The organism is Citromicrobium bathyomarinum (assembly GCA_001306305.2).
In the GTDB taxonomy this organism is placed as follows: Bacteria; Pseudomonadota; Alphaproteobacteria; order Sphingomonadales; family Sphingomonadaceae; genus Alteriqipengyuania; species Alteriqipengyuania bathyomarina.
On record CP155577.1, the window covers coordinates 868,386 to 887,848 of the forward strand.

Below are 19,463 nucleotides of genomic sequence, written 5' to 3' on the forward strand. Positions count from 1 at the left end.
CGCAACCGCATGCTTGGGCGTGCAAAGAAATTTCTGGGCGTCCTCTCTCAAGCTTCAATTGCACAGAAGCGCGCGGCGTTCCAGAAAGGACGAAACGAACCGAGCGAGCGGGAGCACAGCTTGAGCGACGAGCAATTTTACCGGATGCGGCGCCTGCCGCCCTACGTGATCGCCGAGGTCAACGCGATGCGCCATGCGGCGCGCGCGGCGGGCCGCGACATCATCGACCTGGGCATGGGCAATCCCGATCATCCCCCGCCGCAGCATGTGATCGACAAGTTGTGTGAGGTCGCAGGCAAGGCATCCGCGCATGGATACAGCCAGTCACGCGGCATTCCCGGGCTGCGCAAGGCGCAGGCGAACTACTACGCACGGCGATTCGGGGTCGAGCTCGACCCCGAGCGCGAGGTGGTGGTGACGATGGGCTCGAAGGAAGGCCTCTCGTCGATGGCGACCGCGATCGTCGCACCGGGCGATGTGGTGCTGGCGCCGAGCCCGTCCTACCCGATCCACACCTATGGCTTCATCATCGCGGGTGCGACGATCCGCTCGGTTCCGACCACGCCGAACGAGGAATATTGGGACGCGCTCGATCAGGCGATGGCCTACACCTCGCCCCGGCCGAGCGTGCTGGTGGTCAATTACCCCAGTAACCCGACCGCCGAGACGGTCGATCTGGCGTTCTACGAGCGGCTGGTGAAGTGGGCGCGGGAGAACGAGGTTTGGGTCCTGTCCGACCTCGCCTATTCCGAGCTCTATTACGACGGCAAGCCCACCCGCTCGATCCTCGAAGTGCCCGGCGCGAAGGAGGTCGCGGTCGAGTTCACCTCGATGTCCAAGACCTATTCGATGGCCGGGTGGCGGATGGGTTTCGCGGTCGGCAACCCGACGCTGATCGCGGCGCTGACGCGGGTGAAATCCTATCTCGACTACGGCGCGTTCACACCGATCCAGGCGGCGGCCTGCGCCGCGCTCAACGGCCCGCAGGACATCGTCGAGGAAAACCGCCTGCGCTACCAGCGGCGGCGCGACGTCATGGTCGAGAGCTTCACCCGCGCCGGGTGGGAGATACCCTCTCCGCCCGCGAGCATGTTCGCGTGGGCTCCGCTGCCGCCGGGCTTCGAGCATATGGGCAGCCTCGACTTCTCCAAGCAGCTCCTGGAACAGGCCGGCGTCGCGGTTGCAGCAGGCATCGGCTACGGCGAGGAGGGCGAGGGCTACGTCCGTATCGCGATGGTCGAGAACGAGCAGCGCATCCGGCAGGCCGCGCGCAATATCAAGCGCTTCCTGCAGCGATCGAACGCCTAGGAAATATCGGCCAAGCCTGAACCGGTATACATCCGTTCCGGATTGTTCGTGTTTTCCAATAAGGTAAACTACGTGCCACGGTGCATGTCCTTGTGGAGGCAGCGGGCGGCGGGGGCGCGTGCACGCAGCGCAGCAATTCATTGCGAGGTGGATGGAGGCGGGTCCGCTGTGGCTCGACCTGTTCCATCGTGACGCCGCGCTGGAGGGCCGCTGGCTCGCGCTGCACCCGCGCGAGTTTGCGCTGCTCTGGCGGTTGGCGGAGACACCGGACGCCACGGTCAGCCAGCGCGCGCTGCTGCAGGACGTCTGGCGGCTCCCTTTCGAGCCCGGCACCAACCGCGTCGCGGTCCATGTCGCGCGGCTGCGGCGCAAGCTTGAGACCGTCGGCCTTGCGGCGATGATCGCCACCGACGGGGCCGGGTACAGGCTGGACAGCGCCGCGCCCTTGCGCAACGAACTATCCGAACGGATTCAAACGAACGAAGAACGGGAGAACGCAAGCATGGCATCGCAGGTCGAGGAACAGCGGGTCGCGGTGGAGATCGGCGAGGATGGCGTGGCGCATGTCTGCCTTAACCGGCCGGACAAGATGAACGCGCTCGACCCCGCGATGTTCGAGGCGATCATTGCCGCGGGCGAATCGCTGATGGAGCGCAAGGATGTGCGCGTGGTGGTGCTGTCGGGCGAGGGACGCAGCTTTTGCGCCGGGCTCGACACTTCCAGCTTCGCGCGCACGCCCGACGCTAACGAGCCCAAGCTGACCGACCGCACGCATGGCGATTCGAACAAGTTCCAGCAGGTCGCGACCGTTTGGCGTAAACTGCCCATGCCGGTGATCGCTGCGGTGCATGGGGTGTGCTTCGGTGGCGGGATGCAGATCGCGAGCGGGGCCGATATCCGCGTGGTCGCGCCCGATGCGCGGATGGCGATCATGGAGATGAAGTGGGGGCTGGTCCCCGACATGGGCGGTTATCAGCTATGGCGCGGGCTGGTGCGCGACGATGTGCTGCGCGAGCTGGTCTATACCAACCGCGAATTCTCCGGCGAGGAAGCGCAGGTCCTCGGCCTTGCAACGCATGTCACCGACGATCCGCTGGCCAAGGCGAAGGAGATCGCCGCGACCATCGCCCGGCGCAACCCGGACGCAGTGCGCGCCGCCAAGCGGCTCCACAATCGGATGCACGACGAGACGGGCGAGGACATGCTGATGGCCGAAAGCGTCGAGCAGGCGAGCGTGATCCGCCAGCCCAACCAGATCGAGGCGGTGATGGCCGGGATGGCCAAGCGCGCGCCCAATTTCACGGATGCCGCCTGAGCCACCCACCTCCACCAAAACTCGGCCCCCTCCCCACGGGGAGGGGCGTAAATCCCTTCGGTTACGTGGGTGACACGTGTCACCCGAGTGTCACCCTGAGAATTAGTCGTTATCTCAAGGGCTTGGTGCGCGCTGGGTGACGCATTGCGGATTTTTGCTCCGCGCGAGCCTGGCGGGCGGCGTTTGCGAACGGGGACGACGACGATGGGAAAGAGCCGTCGCCACGATAGCCTGTGCGCTCGAAGTAGGAAAATGCCCGTCGCCGGGATGCGTAACCTGCTCCTCCCGCTCCCCACCGGGAGGCGAGTTCGCTAGCCAAACACCGCGGCCGCCTGCTGGCTCATCATCACCAGCCGCCCGTCAGCGTCCCACAGGCGCAGTCGCTCGCTCGAATAGCCGTGGTCGGCGTGGTCGCTCGCGGCTTCCGCGATCCACCAGCCGTCGCGCGTCTGCGCCAGCGGATCGAGCAGGTTGATCGCCCAGTTCATCGAGCTGACCGGGCCGGGGCGCTGCATCGCGCGCATTGCGCCCGGCGGCATGGTGTCGCCGATCAGGATCAGGCGGCTGGTCGGGTCGAGTTCGTCTCCACCTTTCAGGCGCAGCCAGCGGCGGACCACAGGACCGCCCTCGCCGCCGGAGGGGGCTGCGCGGCGCAGTTCGTAATTGTTCTGGATGAAGGCCGGGCCCTGGCCCTCCATCAGCCGTTCGGCCTCGTCGATCGGGATCGGGGCGGGGGCGATCGGCTCGGCGGGGTGGACGGCGTTCGCTTCGCGCGAAGCGCCGAACAGCCAGAAGGATGTCAGCGCGGGGCTGCCTTCCGCCAGCAGGTCGACGCGGATCTGCGTGACATTGCGGCCCTGGCGGATGATGCTTGCATGCGGGCTCACCTCGGCGCCGACCGGCGCGACGAACGCCACCTGGGCGGAGCGCAGCGGCGGCAAATCGGGAAAGGCGCGTATGGCGGCGGTGTATGCAATCAGCGCGCTCGCCCCGCCGTAGAGCGTGCGCCCCTGCATCCACTCGTCCGCGGGAAGGGTTACGGTCTCGCCGTTGCCGGCGATCGGTTCTAGCATGGCAGCGATTGTCATGGCGGCTTCCTTATACGAGGGGGCGGCGATGTGAAGACACCCGGCTGCGGCCATCGAAAGGGCCGGCGCGATATTAGAGACCGAAAGGCGATTGAACTGCTGCGATCATCCCGCTAGATGGCGCGCTTCGCGCCAAGCCCGTGAGCAGCGGGGCCCGATGGCGGAGTGGTTACGCAGAGGACTGCAAATCCTTGCACGCCGGTTCGATTCCGGCTCGGGCCTCCACGCGACACGAGGGTAGGACAAGGCCGCAATGGCCGATGCAGGGTGCGCCGATGACCAGTGCCGATTCCTCCGTTGCCGCCAGCCTGAACAGCGCGCGCAGGATCGTCGTCAAGGTCGGCTCCTCGCTCATGATCGATCCCGAAAGCCGCACCGCGCGGACCGCCTGGCTGGTGACGCTGGCGCAGGATATCGCCGCGCTGCGGGCGGGCGGGGCGCAGGTGATCGTGGTCAGCTCGGGCGCGGTGGCGCTCGGCTGGAAGCGGCTGGGGATCGAGCGTTCGCCGCAGCTCGATCGGCGGCAGGCTGCCGCTGCAGTCGGCCAAGGCCTGCTGATGAATGCGTGGAGCGCCGCCTTTGCGACGCAAGGGATCACGGTCGGGCAGCTGCTGCTGACCTATGACGACAGCGAATCGCCTCAGCGCTCCGCCAACGCGCGGGCCACGCTGGGCGTGTTGCTGGATGCAGGCGCGGTGCCGGTGGTCAACGAGAACGACAGTGTCGCCACCGAAGAACTGAAGCTGGGCGATAACGACCGGCTCTCGGCCCGCGTGGCGGAGCTGGCCGATGCGGACCTGCTGCTGCTGCTGTCCGACGTGGACGGGCTCTACGACCGCGATCCCGCAGATCCCGCCGCGCACCACATCGCCCACGTGTCCCGTATCGACGAGGGGATTGCCGCGATGGCCGGCGGAACGCGTCACGAAGGTGTCGGTACGGGCGGCATGGCGACCAAGATTGCCGCCGCACGCCACGCGATCGGGCAGGGCCGGGCAACGATCATCGCGAGCGGCCGAAGCGACCATCCGGTCAGCGGGCTTCGAGAGGGCGCGCGGGCGACTTTGTTCGATTCGGCAAGGTCCTGATTCCAAACAGAAAAACTACATCAAAAAAAGGCGCTCGGATCGAAACGATCCGAAAGATCCCCTCGTTCGGCAACATTTTTGCTTGCCATTAAGCTTTGATGTTATAAACCGCTCGCCACCGCAGCAATCGTGCTGCGCATGCGAGGAACGACGAATGAAGGCCGTGGCCGCCATCCGTACTGCCGACGAGACTGTGCTGTTTGCGCAGGGTCTTGCGCTGCTCCTCGTTATTTTCCTTGTACTTCTTATTCAGCGGGGGGGAGTGCCCATCGGCTAGGCTTAGCCAGACGGACCTCTCGAACCCCGCTCTCCGAACAGGAAAGCGGGGTTTTTTATTGGGTCCGTCAAGGGATCAACGTGATGACTGAGACAACTTCCAAACGCTCCGACGCAATCACCAAGGGTGCGGCCAAGGCGCCTGCACGCGCCATGCTGCGAGGTGCGGGCTACTCTGACGAACAGATGGCCCAGCCCATGGTCGCGGTCGTCAACACCTGGTCGACGGTGACGCCGTGCAACATGCACTTGGCTGATCTGGCCGAGCCGATCCGGCAGGGCCTGAGCGAAAACGGAGCCACCCCGGTCGATTTCAACACCATCGTCGTGTCCGACGGGATCACCATGGGCGGCGAGGGCATGCGCGCCTCGCTTATCAGCCGTGAGATCATCGCCGACTCGATCGAACTGGCGGTGAAGGGCCATTCGCTGGACGCGGCGATCATTCTGGTCGGCTGCGACAAGACCATCCCCGCCGCCGCGATGGCGCTGGCCCGGCTCGATATTCCGGGGCTGGTTTTCTACGGCGGGACTATCATGCCCGGCCAGCTGGATGGTCGCGATCTGTCGATCCAGGATGTCTTCGAAGCTGTCGGCGCGCATGCCAAAGGCGACATGAGCGATGCCGAGCTGGACAAGGTCGAGCGTGCGGCATGCCCCGGCGCGGGCGCGTGCGGCGGGCAGTTCACCGCCAACACCATGGCGATGGCGCTGGCGATGATGGGCATCAGCCCAATGGGCTCGGGCGATCCGCCCGCGACCGACTCCGCCAAGCGGGTCGAGGCTGCGCGCTGCGGGCGGCTGGCGGCCAAGCTGGCCAAGGAAGGCACCTCGGCACGCAGCTTCCTGACCCCCGCATCGATCCGCAACGCGGCGACGGCTGTGGTGGCGAGCGGCGGCTCGACCAACGCCGTGCTGCACCTGCCCGCGATCGCGGCGGAGGCGGGCTTTGCCTTCCCGATCGAAACCTTCGACGAATTGTCGCGCAGCGTGCCGGTGATCACCGACCTGAAGCCGGGCGGGCGCTTTCTGGCGCGCGATCTCTACGCGGCGGGCGGTGTCCCGCTGTTCGGCAAGCGGCTGGCGGACGCCGGGATGCTGGAAGACACCCCCACGGTGACGGGCGACAGCCTGTTTGCCGAACTGGCCCGCGCCGAGGAAACGCCGGGGCAGCAGGTGGTCAAATCGCCTGTCGACCCGGTCAAGGCGACCGGTGGCCTCAGCATCCTCTACGGCGACATCGCCCCCGAAGGCGCGGTGCTGAAGACCGCCGGCTACGGCGCGGCCTCGTTCGAAGGCCCGGCCAAGGTGTTCGAGGGCGAGGAAGCCTGCTTCGCGGCGGTCAACGCCAACCAGATCCAGGCGGGCGATGTGGTCATCATCCGCTACGAAGGCCCCTCGGGCGGGCCCGGCATGCGCGAGATGCTAGCGGTGACCGCCGCGCTCGCCGGGCAGGGTCTCGCGGGCAAGGTCGCGCTGATTACCGACGGGCGCTTTTCCGGCGCGAGCCACGGCTTCGTGATCGGCCACTGCTCTCCCGAGGCGGCCAAGGGCGGCCCGATCGCCCTGGTCGAGGAAGGCGACATCATCCGCATCGACGCGGAAACCCGCCGGATCGACGCCGATATCGACTGGGATGCCCGCCGCGCCGCGCACACTCCCAGACCGCCAAACTCCATGGGCGGGGTGTTCGACAAATACGCCCGTCTCGTTTCGTCCGCCGCCTACGGCGCAACCACCATTCCACCTGTTACCGAGTGAAGGACTGATACCATGCCCAAGACGATCAAGGTCTACACCGACGAAGATGCAAATCCCGAACTGGTGCGCGGCAAGCCCGTCGCCATCATCGGCTATGGCAGCCAGGGTCGCGCCCACGCGATGAACCTGAAGGACAGCGGCTGCGAAGTCATTGTCGGCCTGCGCGACGGTTCGCCCACCGCCGCGAAAGCTCGCGCCGACGGCCTGACCGTGATGCCGGTTGCCGAAGCGGCCAAGGCCGCATCGCTGGTCGCGCTGCTGACCCCGGACATGAGCCACGAGACGATCTTCGCCTCCGAAATCGCGCCCAATCTGGAGCCGGGCGACGCAGTGCTGGTCGCGCACGGTTTCACCGTGCTGTACGAACGCATCCAGCCTGCCGCCGGAATCGACGTGATCCTGGTCGCCCCCAAGGGGCCGGGCGATCTGGTCCGCCGCGAATACGAGCGCGGTGCGGGTGTGCCCTGCCTGTTCGCGGTCCGTCAGGACGCCACCGGCGAAGCGCGTGAGCGGGCGCTGGCCTATGCCAGCCTGATCGGTGGGACCACCGCCGGTGCCATCGAAACGTCTTTCCGCGAGGAAACCGAGACCGATTTGTTCGGCGAACAGGCTGTTCTGTGCGGCGGCGCGACCGAGCTAGTCGCTGCCGGGTTCGAGACGCTGGTTAACGCCGGCTACCAGCCCGAGATCGCCTATTACGAGTGTCTCCACGAACTCAAGCTGATCGTCGACCTGCTGTACGAAGGCGGGTTCGAGAAGATGCACGAATTCGTCTCCGAAACCGCGATCTACGGCGATCTCGTCTCAGGTCCGCGTGTCATCAACGACGAAACGCGCGCGCGGATGAAGGACGTTCTGACCGACATTCAGGACGGCACCTTCGCGCGCAACTGGATCGCCGAAAACGAGGCCGGAAAGAAGAAGTACGACGAGATGCAGGCAGCCGACCTGTCGCACCAGATCGAAGCCACCGGCAAGGAACTGCGCGGCCTGATGTCGTGGTTGCAGTCCGACGAGAAGAAGAAGGAGCAAAAGGCCGCGTAAGCGCGCCTTTGCCCAAGTGGAAGCTATGAACACCATGACCCAGCCCATGCACAGTCCGCAAAGCCAGCCTGCCACCCGCACGGGTGCGCAGCTGGTAGTCGATACGCTGGCCGCGCTCGGCGTCGATTGCGTGTTCGGCTATCCCGGCGGCGCGATCATGCCCGTGTATGACGCGCTGCCGCAGGGCACCACGCGGCACATCCTGGTCCGGCACGAACAGGCCGCCGCCTTCGCTGCCGATGCCTATGGCCGGATCACCGGGCGCGCTGGCGTGTGCCTGGCGACCTCGGGCCCGGGCGCCACCAACCTGATCACGGGAATCGCCAATGCCTATCTGGACTCGGTCCCGATGGTGGCGATCACCGGGCAGGTGCCCCAGACGCTGATGGGCACCGACGCGTTTCAGGAAACCGACATCTTCGGCATGACCATGCCGATCGTGAAGCACTCGATCATCGTCCGCCGGCCCGAGGATATCCCCTCGGCCATGGCGGAAGCCTTCGCCATTGCAGAAGGGGGCCGCCCGGGCCCGGTGCTGGTCGACCTGCCCAAGGACGTGCAGCAGGCGGTGTGCGAACCCGGCGCGCTGCGGCGGCCCGAAGCCGACATCCTGCCTGCGCCGACATCCGAATCGATTGCCGAGGCAGAGCGCCTGATTGCTCGTGCGAAGAAGCCGCTGTTTTATCTGGGCGGCGGCGTCGCGCGCGCCAATGCGAGCGAGATGGTGCGCCGGATCGTGGAGGAAAGCGGGATTCCCGCAGTCGCCACGCTGCAGGGCTTGGGCGTGCTGCCGCCCGAGCATCCGGCGATGCTGGGCATGCTGGGCATGCACGGCCACCGGCCTGCGAACATGGCGGTGCAGGAATGCGACCTGCTGATCGTGCTGGGCGCACGGTTCGATGACCGGGCGACCGGCAAGCTGGCCGAATTCGCTCCGCATGCCTCAGTGGTCCACATCGATGTCGACGCCGCCGAGCTCGGCAAGCTGCGCTTCGCCCATGCGGCAGTGTGCGGCAACCTCAAGTCGAGCCTCGCCACGATCGATTTCGAGAAGGGCGAGATCGACGCGTGGACCCGCTCCACTGCCGAAATCCGCGAGAAGCATGCTCCACGCTATGATGCGCCGGGCAACGGGATCTATGCGCCCGCCATGCTCAAGACCCTGTCGGAGCGGGTCGGCGACGATTTCGTGGTCGCCTGCGATGTCGGCCAGCACCAGATGTGGGTCGCCCAGCACTGCCGCTTTTCGCGCCCGCAGGCGCACCTGACCAGCGGCGGGCTGGGGGCGATGGGCTTCGGCCTGCCCGCAGCGATCGGCGCCAAGCTGGCCGAGCCCGATTCCCACGTCTTCGCGGTCTGCGGAGACGGGGGCTTCCAGATGAACCTTCAGGAACTGGCGACGCTGCGCCGGTACCAGATCCCGGTGAAGATCCTGCTGCTCGACAATGCGATGCTGGGCCTGGTGCGCCAGTGGCAGGAGCTGTTCTTCGACGGGAATTATTCCGAGGTCGACCTGTCCGACAATCCCGATTTCGTCGAAGTCGCCAACGCCTTCGGCATCGAAGCCTTCGGGATCGAGCGCCGCGAGGAAGTGGACGGGGCGATCGACCGCCTGATCAACGCACGCGGCCCGATCCTCGCCCATGTCCGGATCGACCCGGAAGAAAACGTCTGGCCGCTGGTGCCGCCGGGCAAATCGAATGCAGAAATGATGGAGAAGCGCCATGACGCGTAACACCCCGAGCCTTGAGCATATCCGCATCGAATTCGCGTGCGAGGAAGGCGCGCTTCGCCGGACGCTCGGCGTGATCGAGGCGCGCGGTTTCTCCGTCCGCTCCATGCAGATGGGCAGCGACGGGGACCGCGCGGTGATGACCCTCGCGCTCGCGCCGATGGACCCGTCGCGCAGGATCGACACGCTGCTGCGCCAGCTGGACCGGGTCTATGCGGTCGAAAACGCCATCCACCTGAGCAATGACACGCGCGTAGCGGAGGTCGTCCATGTCGCAAACGGATGAGGCGCAGCCGCGCCAGATCGCAATTTTCGACACGTCTCTGCGCGATGGCGAGCAGGCGCCCGGCTTCTCGATGAACACCGCGCAGAAGCTGAAGCTGGCGCATGCGCTGCGCAAGCTGAAGGTGGATGTGATGGAGGTCGGCTTCGCCGCCGCCTCGCCCGGCGATGCCGAGGCGATCCACGCCATCGCCAGCGAGATCGGCTATCTGCCCGATGCGCCCATGCTGTGTTCGCTCTCGCGCGCGATGGAAGGTGACATCATCGCCGCCGAACGCGCGCTGGGCCCTGCCAAGCGCAGCCGCCTGCACCTGTTCTTCGGCACCAGCGACCTGCATCTGGCGGCCAAGCACCGGATGGAAAAGCCCGAAGCGCTCGCCACGATCGAGCGTGCGATCAAGATGGCCAAGGGCCGCTTCACCGAAATCGAGTTCTCCGCCGAAGACGCGCTGCGCACCGATCCCGCGTTCCTGAAGGAAGCGCTGGAATGCGCCGCCGCCGCAGGGGCCGACGTGCTCAACGTGCCCGACACGGTGGGCTACACCTCGCCGGAAGAGATCTACGCCCTATTCGCGGATCTGACCGCCAGTGTCGCGCGGCCCGATCATGTCGTGTTCTCGACCCACAACCACAACGATCTGGGCATGGCGGTGGCCAACAGCCTCGCCGCCGTGCGCGGCGGGGCGGGCCAGGTCGAATGCACGATCAACGGGATCGGCGAGCGTGCGGGCAACTGCGCGCTGGAAGAGGTGGTGATGGCGCTGAAGACGCGGCCTGATCACTACCGGGCGACCAGCGGGGTCGAGACGCGCGAGATCTTCGCGGTCAGCCGCCTGCTGGGCGAGGTTACCGGCAATGCTCCGCCGCGCAACAAGGCGATCGTCGGGCGCAACGCCTTCGCCCACGAGGCCGGCATCCATCAGCACGGCGTGCTGGCCGACCGGCGGACCTACGAGATCATGAGCCCGGAAGACATCGGCCTGCCGTCCAACGCGCTGGTGCTGGGTAAGCACTCTGGCAAGCACGCGCTGCGCGCGCGGCTGGAGGCGCTGGGCCAGGGCGAACTGGGCGATAACCGGTTCGAGAAGCTCTATGCCGATTTCAAGCGGCTGGCCGATACCAGGCGCGAAGTGACCGATAACGACCTGTGCGATCTGCTGGCCGAAGACGGTCGCGGCCACGCGTGGGAGCTGGTCCGGGTCGAGATGCGCACCGGGACCAAGGCCAACGACCGGCCCACCGCCAAGGTCACGCTCGACCACCGCACCCGCGGCCGGTTGACCACGATCGGCCACGGCACCGGCCCGTTCGAGGCGCTGACCGATGCCTTCTGCGTTGCCGCAGAGGTGAAGCATGGCACGCTGGAAAGCGTCGACGCACACCAGCTCAGCCGCGAGATGGAGATCGAGGTCGGCCTGCTGGTCGATGGCGTGGCGATATCGGGACGCAGCCAGCACACCGACGTCGTCATCGCCGCCGCCGAAGCCCTGCTGGCGGCGTTCAACAATCACGAGCGGCTGTCGCACGCCGCGAATTTCGCCGACGCGGCGTAAGGGTCTCGCGATGTCTCAACCACGCTCGCTGTTCGACAAGCTGTGGGACGCGCATGTCGTCGTCCCCGAAAGCGAGGACGCGCCTGCGATCCTCTTCATCGACCTGCACCTGGTGCACGAAGTCACCTCGCCGCAGGCCTTCGCCGTGCTGGAAGACCGCGGGCTCAAGGTTCGCCGCCCCGACCTGACGCAGGCGACGCTCGACCACTCGACGCCGACCCTGCCTGCGGGCGCGGACGGGCGGCTGCCCTACGCGACCGAGGCGGCGGAACGTCAAGTCCACCAGCTGGAGGCGAACTGCGCCAAGCACGGCATCGACCTGCTCGGGCTCGACGATGCGCGGCGCGGGATCGTCCACGTGATCGGCCCGGAAATGGGCCTGACGCAGCCGGGCAAGACTATCGTGTGCGGCGACAGCCACACCTCCACGCACGGCGCCTTCGGCGCGCTCGCCTTCGGGATCGGGACGACCGAGGTCGGCCATGTGCTGGCAACGCAATGCGTGCTCCAGCGCAAGCCGAAATCGATGCGCATCACCTTCGAAGGTGCGCTGTCGCCCGGCGTTGGCGCAAAGGACATGGCGCTGGCGATGATCGCGCAGATCGGTGCCGACGGCGGGCAGGGCTACGCGGTCGAATTCGCCGGAGAGGCGGTGCAGGCACTGTCGATGGAAGGTCGCATGACCCTGTGCAACATGGCGATCGAGGCCGGTGCGCGCGTCGGCATGATTGCCCCCGACGAAACCACCTTCGCCTACCTCGAAGGGCGCGAGCGCGCTCCGCAGGGCGAGGATTGGGACGCGGCGGTTGCCCGCTGGCGCGAGCTGCCCTCCGATCCCGATGCGAGCTTCGACAAGGAAGTCACCGTCGACGCCGCCGCGATCCGCTCGATGATCACCTACGGCGTCTCTCCCGATGCCGCCGCGCCGGTCACCGGCAACGCGCCTGCGCCCGCGGACGATTCCGAACGCGAGGCGGCGGAATATATGCGCTTCGCCGCCGATCGGCCCTTTGCCGAGGCGAAGGTCGACCGCGTGTTCATCGGCAGCTGCACCAATTCGCGCCTGTCCGACCTGCGCGAAGCCGCTGAGGTCATGCGCGGGCGCACAGTGGCAGACGGTGTCACCGCGCTGATCGTGCCCGGCTCCGAAGCGATCCGCCAGCAGGCCGAAGCCGAAGGTCTCGACGCGATCTTCACCGACGCAGGGGCCGAATGGCGCCTGCCCGGCTGCTCGATGTGCATCGCGATGAACGGCGATCAGGGCGCGCCGGGTGAACTGGTCGTCTCGACCTCCAACCGCAACTTCGTCGGTCGGCAGGGCAAGGGCGTGCGCACCGTGCTCGCCGGGCCAGCCACCGCCGCCGCCTGCGCGATCGCGGGCCATATCGCCGACCCTTCGCAATATATGAGCACGGAGGCGCGCGATGCAGCCTGATCCGTTCACACGCCTCGAGGCGCGCACGCTGGTGGTGCGCCAGAGCAATATCGACACCGACCAGATCATCCCCGCGCGCTTCCTCACCACCACCACCCGCGAGGGGCTGGGCGCCAACGCCTTTTACGACTGGCGCTACACCGCCGACGATCAGCCCAAGAACGCCTCGCCCTTCCCGGTCGCAGGCGCAGGCGACCGCCAGGTTCTGGTCGCGGGGCCGAACTTCGGCTGCGGCTCCTCGCGCGAGCACGCACCGTGGGCGTTGCTCGATTACGGTTTTCGCGCGGTGGTCAGCTCGGACATCGCCGACATCTTCAAGAGCAACTCGCTCAAGAACGGGCTTCTGCCGGTCGAGGTCGACGCTGAAACCCACGCCGCCCTGCTCGACCGGCCCGGCGTTGCCATCGCCATCGACCTAGAGGAATGCACCCTGACGACCGAGGACGGGATCGAAGCCAGCTTCAGCGTCGAACCTTTCGCCAGGCGCTGCCTGCTCGACGGGGTCGATCCGCTGGGCCACATCCTCGCGCACGACGCGCAGATCGCCAAATACGAGGCCGCCGCGTGACCCATAAGATCGTACTCCTCCCCGGCGACGGGATCGGCCCCGAAGTCGCCGCCGCCGCGCGTGCCGTGCTCGAAGCGGTCGCGGCGGCGCATGCGCTTTCGCTCGCCTTCTCGACCCACGATTTCGGCGGCTGCGCGATCGACGCGCATGGCGATCCCTTTCCCGAAGAGACGAAATCCGCCTGCCTCTCTGCCGATGCGGTGTTCCTCGGCGCGGTCGGCGGACCCAGGTGGGACGGCGGCGGCCCCCGGCCCGAAGCGGGCCTGCTGGCGCTGCGTACCGAACTGGGCACCTTCGCCAACCTGCGCCCGATCACATTGTTCGACGGCCTCGAAGCGCTCTCCCCCCTCAAGCCGGAACGGGTCGCGGGGACCGATCTGCTGATCGTGCGCGAACTGACCGGCGGCATCTATTTCGGCAAGCGGCAGGAAGGCGACGAGATCGCCACCGACGAATGCGCCTATTCGCGCGGCGAGGTGGAGCGGATCGCCCGCATTGCCTTCGAAGCGGCGCGCGGTCGCGATGGCCGGGTGACCTCGGTCGACAAGGCCAACGTGCTCGCCACCAGCCGCCTGTGGCGCAAGACCGTGATCGCGCTGCGCGACGCGGAGTTCCCCGATGTCGAACTCGATCACGTGCTGGTCGACGCGATGGCGATGAAGCTGATCGAGCGTCCTGCCGCCTTCGACGTGATCCTGACCGAGAACATGTTCGGCGACATCCTGAGCGACGAGGCTTCGGTGATCGCGGGTTCGATCGGCCTCGCCCCCTCGGCCTCGCTCGGCCTGACCCACGGCGGCCTGTTCGAGCCTATTCATGGCTCCGCGCCCGATATAGCCGGGCAGGGCAAGGCCAACCCCATCGGCGCGATCCTGAGCGCGGCAATGCTGCTGCGCCACGCGCTGGGCGAGGAAGCGGCCGCAGCGACGATCGAACGCGCGGTCGCCAAATGTCTCGCCGAGGGCGTGAGCACCGCCGACGTCGGCGGCAGCGCGACCACACAGGAGGTCGCGCAGGCCGTATGCGAAAGGATTCGCGCAGCTGCCCCCAGCATCCCCCTTGCAGGCACCGCATAGCGAGGATAAGGGGCGTCCCTCCAAGCGACATGCCGCTTTAGCTCAGTTGGTAGAGCACATCATTCGTAATGATGGGGTCACGTGTTCGAGTCACGTAAGCGGCACCACCATCCTCAGCTTGTCCACGCGCCATTGTAACGCGAAGAGACGTTCGGCTGGTCCCGCGTGTGGGACTGGACTGGGTAGGCGTTATTCATGGCTGACGTGCGAAAAGCCTGTCAGGGTTAGGTCCCGCCGCTGATGTCGTCTGTTGGGCCGACTGCCGACTGTCAGGTTTTTCTCACTAGGCTGGCCAAACCAGACGTTCTAACCACCGAGCATCTTGATGGAATGTCATTGATCACCAGACGGGACTGCATCACGCATGGCAGCAGCAAATGGCGGCGATTGGCACCCCTTTGCGCACATCAGCGGAAAGGAAGGCTCCACGATGGCCCGACGGACATTCGGGCAAGGTGTTTTAGGCCTGCTGGGTGGCGTTGCGTTTGCTGCGCTTTCCGGATGCCGCCTGTTTGGAGGGAACAGCTACCGCTTCCGCATGACGGTGCAGGTGGAGACGCCCGGTGGGGTGCGCACGGGTTCATCGGTCTATGAGGTCAGCGCCGGGAACAAGGTCGCGATCACGCGCGAAATGGCTACTCGCGATTGGTCGGTGAAAGGGGAGGCAGTCGCGGTCGACCTTACAGGCGGAAGAACCCTGTTCGCGGTGCGCAGCACGGGTGCGCATTTTGGCGACCTGATGGGGCTGTCGATGAATACCCTCCATCCGAACTTTCGCGGCACCGGCTATGATGTGGTCGAGGTGGCAAAGGAACTGGCGCATGGCGAGTATCCCGGACCTAGCGAGGTGGCGCGGGAAGACTATCCGCTGCTGGTAACTTTCGGCGACATCGCCGATCCGGCCAGTATCGTCCGGGTCGAGCCGGACGCGCTTGCCACCCATTTCGGCGAGGGCGTGACGCTGCGCTGCATCACCGTCGAGTTGACAGACGATCCGGTGACCACCGGGATTGAGAAAAGGCTGGGGTGGTTGCCTTCCCACGTAGGAACTCTCGTGCGCCGTCCAACGGACTTGCCGATAGGCGAAATGCCGATCGAACAGCGCTTAATCCGGACCGATTTCCGCTACGGAGATGCGTGATCTGTAGTGTGCGGCACACGGGCTGCTATGGCCGATCTTGGGCGGCTTGCTGACCTTCCGCTTTTGGCAATCGAACTCGCTCATGCGGATGTTCGGCTTTGGCACTCAACTGTTGGCTCGCCGATCGCGGCATTGCCGCGTTCATTTTCAAATACCGACTGGAACCGACGCCCGAGCCGCTCGATGCCTTTCGCTGTACGATGATCCAGAGATTCGCTGTCGCCGCTGCGGGGGGCCCTGAGCTATCGATTCTTTCATCCGCTGTTGCGGATGCACAGGCGGCTATCCGCATGGTCCGAAAATCCGCGACGGAATGGAATATCGTTCCCCACCGTGTTGGTTTCCTGGGCTTTTCTATAGGCCCGATCGCCGGGATCGAAACAGTGGTTAACGCCGATGCGGAGACGATGCCTGACTTGATGGCTGCAATCTACCCGGCAATGGGGCGTGTTGCCGTGACGCAAAACGCCCCACCGCTTTTCGCCGCCATCGCCGCTGACGACCCGTTATGGCGTTCACGAGAGTTCGGCCTCGTTCAGGGATGGCTCGAGGCTGGCCGGTCCGCGGAACTCCATTGCTATCGCGACGGAGGCCACGGCTTCGGAATGGGAACGCCGCAGACTACAAGCGCATGGTGGCTGGACTCGATTGATAGATGGATGCGTGGTTTGGGTTGATGCCAACCGAACGGCAGCTTTGGGGCACTGCCGAGCACCTACCGATGGTCTTAAGTGGGGTGCAAAGCTGACGGAAGTGAGGTTGCCGGAGGTTGCTTGCGCCAGGCCCACAGGGCCAATGATTCAGTAACGATGGGGTCACGTGTGCGAGTCACGAAAGCGGCACCACTATTCTTCGACGGCACATCGCTCAGCATAGTTGCCATCGGGCGCGAGGCGCTTTCAGCGTGGGATCGCTGAAACCTGGTGTAATCTCAGCGAGATTGCACATACATGTTTGTGCGTGTAGGCTGAGCCAGAGATGATCCGCAGGCATTACCGGCCCGGGCTTTGTGCAACAGCCTGGTATCGAGGCATGGCCGAGCACATGGTGGCCCGATGAGCGACGAAGCGAAAACTCCCGACAACAGGACTATGCTCGACGAGATCACGTCGAGGTGTCTTGCTGCGCCAACTCTCAGGACGGCCCGCGTCATCGGCAGATCCTATGATCGCGCGCTCGCCGGAAGCGGGATAACGATCACGCAATTCACGCTGCTGGTCACGATCGCCAAGTATCGGCCGACGTCGATCGCGCAGCTTGGCGAATGGCTCGACATCGAAGCGAGCACCCTGTCGCGCAATCTGGCAAAACTGCGTAAGTCGGGTCATGTCGAGCCGCTCGGTAACGAAGGGCGCGCGCAGGAACTGGTTCTCACGGAAAAGGGAATTTCGACGCTGCGCGAGGTCTATCCCCGCTGGCTCGACACGCAGCAGGATCTTGAAGCGCGCCTCGGCCCGCAAAATGTGGCGGGCGTTCGTAGCAGCCTGACCGATCTTAGGACCGCTTAGCAACCGCGCTGCGGCTGATGCGCCGCGGGACTTGCTTGCACACCTCTAACATGTATATGCATGATTCGTTTAGGAGGCGGTGGTCATCGTCGCCGATCCCAAGTCGCAGAGGGCAGTCCATGCAATACCAGTCGATAAACCCAGCCACCACTTCACCCGGGGCGGAATTTGCCTTGATCACCAATGAGGCGCTCGAAGCGACCGTGCAGCAGGCTGCGGACGCCTTCGAGGTCTGGCGAGGCACCGAGGTGTCTGTCCGAAGCGCAATGCTCCGCGCGGTTGCCGCTTCCTTGCGCGAGGATGCCGGTCGGCTGGCCTCGGTCATCGTCGCGGAGATGGGCAAGAGGGTTCAGGAGGCCTATTTCGAAATCCAGCTCTGCGCGCAGATCTGCGACTATTACGCGGACCATGCCGGGCAATTCCTCGCCCCGGAGCAGGTGCCCGGCGTCGAGGGCGCGCTCGTCCTGAAAGAGCCGATAGGGCCGATCCTCGCGATCGAGCCGTGGAATTTTCCGTTCTACCAGATCTTCCGCGTCGCCGCACCGCAGCTTGCGGCGGGCAATGTTGTGATCGTGAAGCCTTCGGAGCTGGTCCCCGAATGCGCGGTGGAGATTGCCGCGCTGTTCGAAAAGCACTGCGACGCCAAGGGTGTATATACAAATATCTTCGCGTCTCACAACCAGATCGGAGAGCTGATCGCGGATGCTCGGATCAGGGGCGTCACCTTCACCGGCAGCACACAGGCTGGTGCTGCGATTGCCGAACAGGCGGGGCGTAATCTGAAGAAGGTCGTGCTCGAACTGGGGGGCAACGACCCGATGATCGTGCGCGAGGATGCGCCGGTCGAATGGGCGGCTCAGCAGGCTGTGTTCGGGCGATTGCTCAATACCGGCCAGTGCTGCGTCGGGACCAAGCGGCTGATCGTCGTCGGGAAGGACCGGGCGCGAATCGTGGAAGCCGCGCTTGCGCGCATATTCGCGAAGATTCCCACGGGGGATCCGGGCGACCCGGAGACCAAGCTCGGCCCGCTCGTCTCTGCGCGCGCGGCGCAAACGCTCCAGGATCAGGTCGACCGGGCGGTGGCCCACGGTGCGCGCCTGGTCGCGGGCGGCAGCCGGATGAACCGGGCGGGGTTCTACTTCGAGCCGACAATCCTGGCCGACATGGCGCCAAACAACCCCGTCTATCGCGAGGAATTCTTCGGCCCGGTGCTAATGCTGGACGCTGTGGCCAGCGATCACGAGGCCGTGTCGCTCGCCAACGCGACGCCGTTCGGGCTCGGCGCCTCGATCCTGTCCGAAGACATGGAGGAGGCCGAGCGCATGGCGCGCCGCATCGCCAGCGGCATGGTCTTCATCAATCAGGCATCGCGCACCCAGGCCGATTTGCCCTTCGGCGGGATCGGCCAATCGGGCTTCGGGCGCGAACTGGCCGAGGCAGGCTTCGGCGAATTTCTGAATCGCAAACTCGTCACCGCAGTCCCCTGCGGAACCCCGCCGCTGGGCGCTTGATCACCACCACAGGAGAAGAAGAAATGCCACTCTGGACCATCTATCACCCGGTCGATGCCTACACGCCCGAGGCCAAGGCCGAGATCGCGAAGACCATCGTCGATTTCTACCCGATGCTGCCGGCCTTCTACGTCGGCGTCGTGTTCCACGAGATGCCACGCGACAGGATGTTCGTCAGCGGCAAGCCGACCGACGATTTCGTCCGCATCGCGGTCGATCATATCGCCCGGCAGTTCCCCGAGGATGCACTCGCCCAGAAATGGCTCAACCATGTGAGCGCCTCGCTGGCCGCCTTCACATCGGATCTGGGCTATCGCTGGGAGGTCCATTTCGACGAGACCCCATTCAAGTTCTGGCGCATTCAGGGCTATCCGGCACCGCTTCCCGACAGCGAGACGGAGCGCAAGTGGAAGGCGGACGACGCAGCGAGTCCCTACGACTTCGCAGCCTGAGAAATCTACCCAGTCAGCGGCGCTTGGCGAACAGCTCGATCAGTTCCTCGAACTTCTCGCGCTGGTCGCCCTCGTCGCCGCTGGCGATCGCTTCGGCGACGCAGCAGGCGGCGTGATCCTTCAGAACCTGGGTTTCCACCTTGGCGAGCGCGGATTTGACCGCCTGCATCTGATGCAGGATGTCGATGCAATAACGATCATCCTCGATCATCTGCGCAAGGCCGCGCACCTGCCCGGCAATCCGGTTCAGCCGATTGATCTTGGCGGTCTTGGTGTCGCTCATTCTCGACGCTCGTTTCTGCATACCCAAGGGGGGTATAGGCCT

The 19,463-nt window shown here is 65.6% G+C and carries 19 protein-coding genes and 2 tRNA genes; 19 read left to right on the plus strand and 2 right to left on the minus strand.

The features are described 5' to 3' along the window. The first annotated feature begins 120 nt into the window (after positions 1-120). Complete coding sequence (locus VO57_004435) at positions 121-1,308, plus strand: LL-diaminopimelate aminotransferase (protein XBL70598.1); 1,188 nt, start codon at positions 121-123, stop codon at positions 1,306-1,308. A 151-nt stretch (positions 1,309-1,459) separates the two neighbouring features. Next, complete coding sequence (locus VO57_004440) at positions 1,460-2,623, plus strand: crotonase/enoyl-CoA hydratase family protein (protein ID XBL70599.1); 1,164 nt, start codon at positions 1,460-1,462, stop codon at positions 2,621-2,623. A 311-nt stretch (positions 2,624-2,934) separates the two neighbouring features. Here VO57_004440 and VO57_004445 read toward each other — a convergent pair whose 3' ends face one another. Next, positions 2,935-3,711: a thioesterase family protein gene (locus VO57_004445; GenBank protein XBL70600.1), complete on the minus strand. Its 777-nt coding sequence runs from the start codon at positions 3,709-3,711 to the stop codon at positions 2,935-2,937. A gap of 151 nt (positions 3,712-3,862) precedes the next feature. Between VO57_004445 and VO57_004450 the strand changes: the two genes are divergently transcribed. From VO57_004450 to VO57_004530, 17 genes are all read left to right on the plus strand, one after another. Further along, a tRNA-Cys gene (locus VO57_004450) sits at positions 3,863-3,936 on the plus strand. Between the two features lie 50 nt (positions 3,937-3,986). Further along, positions 3,987-4,799: a glutamate 5-kinase gene (proB, locus tag VO57_004455; GenBank protein XBL70601.1), complete on the plus strand. Its 813-nt coding sequence runs from the start codon at positions 3,987-3,989 to the stop codon at positions 4,797-4,799. Positions 4,800-4,953: 154 nt separating this feature from the next. After that, entirely contained in the window at positions 4,954-5,076 is a 123-nt protein-coding gene (locus VO57_004460) for a hypothetical protein (GenBank protein ID XBL70602.1), read from the plus strand. Positions 5,077-5,159: 83 nt separating this feature from the next. Then, a complete protein-coding gene (locus VO57_004465; protein XBL70603.1) occupies positions 5,160-6,836 on the plus strand; it encodes a dihydroxy-acid dehydratase in 1,677 nt (558 codons plus the stop codon). 12 nt (positions 6,837-6,848) lie between these two features. After that, positions 6,849-7,880: a ketol-acid reductoisomerase gene (gene ilvC, locus VO57_004470; GenBank protein ID XBL70604.1), complete on the plus strand. Its 1,032-nt coding sequence runs from the start codon at positions 6,849-6,851 to the stop codon at positions 7,878-7,880. A 25-nt stretch (positions 7,881-7,905) separates the two neighbouring features. After that, entirely contained in the window at positions 7,906-9,615 is a 1,710-nt protein-coding gene (ilvG, locus tag VO57_004475) for an acetolactate synthase 2 catalytic subunit (GenBank protein ID XBL70605.1), read from the plus strand. Then, entirely contained in the window at positions 9,605-9,898 is a 294-nt protein-coding gene (locus VO57_004480) for an ACT domain-containing protein (GenBank protein XBL70606.1), read from the plus strand. The genes ilvG and VO57_004480 overlap by 11 nt, the downstream gene beginning before the upstream one ends. After that, a complete protein-coding gene (locus tag VO57_004485) occupies positions 9,882-11,447 on the plus strand; it encodes a 2-isopropylmalate synthase (GenBank protein XBL70607.1) in 1,566 nt (521 codons plus the stop codon). Before VO57_004480 ends, VO57_004485 begins: the two co-directional genes overlap by 17 nt. Before the next feature lie 10 nt (positions 11,448-11,457). Next, positions 11,458-12,882: a 3-isopropylmalate dehydratase large subunit gene (leuC, locus tag VO57_004490; protein ID XBL70608.1), complete on the plus strand. Its 1,425-nt coding sequence runs from the start codon at positions 11,458-11,460 to the stop codon at positions 12,880-12,882. Next, a complete protein-coding gene (gene leuD / locus VO57_004495; GenBank protein ID XBL70609.1) occupies positions 12,872-13,450 on the plus strand; it encodes a 3-isopropylmalate dehydratase small subunit in 579 nt (192 codons plus the stop codon). The genes leuC and leuD overlap by 11 nt, the downstream gene beginning before the upstream one ends. Beyond that, entirely contained in the window at positions 13,447-14,526 is a 1,080-nt protein-coding gene (gene leuB / locus VO57_004500) for a 3-isopropylmalate dehydrogenase (GenBank protein ID XBL70610.1), read from the plus strand. The genes leuD and leuB overlap by 4 nt, the downstream gene beginning before the upstream one ends. A gap of 31 nt (positions 14,527-14,557) precedes the next feature. Then, a tRNA-Thr gene (locus VO57_004505) sits at positions 14,558-14,633 on the plus strand. 257 nt (positions 14,634-14,890) lie between these two features. After that, positions 14,891-15,667, plus strand: coding sequence for a hypothetical protein (locus VO57_004510; GenBank protein XBL70611.1), 777 nt, complete (start codon positions 14,891-14,893; stop codon positions 15,665-15,667). A gap of 98 nt (positions 15,668-15,765) precedes the next feature. Further along, positions 15,766-16,344 carry a hypothetical protein gene (locus VO57_004515; protein ID XBL70612.1) on the plus strand — a complete coding sequence of 193 codons (579 nt, stop codon included), beginning with the start codon at positions 15,766-15,768 and terminating at the stop codon, positions 16,342-16,344. A 378-nt stretch (positions 16,345-16,722) separates the two neighbouring features. Further along, positions 16,723-17,175, plus strand: a complete 453-nt coding sequence (locus VO57_004520) for a MarR family winged helix-turn-helix transcriptional regulator (GenBank protein ID XBL70613.1) — start codon at positions 16,723-16,725, stop codon at positions 17,173-17,175. Positions 17,176-17,348: 173 nt separating this feature from the next. Further along, positions 17,349-18,686 carry an aldehyde dehydrogenase family protein gene (locus VO57_004525; GenBank protein XBL70614.1) on the plus strand — a complete coding sequence of 446 codons (1,338 nt, stop codon included), beginning with the start codon at positions 17,349-17,351 and terminating at the stop codon, positions 18,684-18,686. A 23-nt stretch (positions 18,687-18,709) separates the two neighbouring features. Further along, the gene (locus VO57_004530) at positions 18,710-19,138 is read left to right on the plus strand and encodes a tautomerase family protein (protein ID XBL70615.1); all 429 of its coding nucleotides are present in this window, start codon (positions 18,710-18,712) and stop codon (positions 19,136-19,138) included. A 13-nt stretch (positions 19,139-19,151) separates the two neighbouring features. On the opposite strand, the gene VO57_004535 is transcribed toward VO57_004530, so the two are convergent. Then, positions 19,152-19,421, minus strand: a complete 270-nt coding sequence (locus tag VO57_004535; protein XBL70616.1) for a metal-sensitive transcriptional regulator — start codon at positions 19,419-19,421, stop codon at positions 19,152-19,154. Positions 19,422-19,463 lie beyond the last annotated feature (42 nt).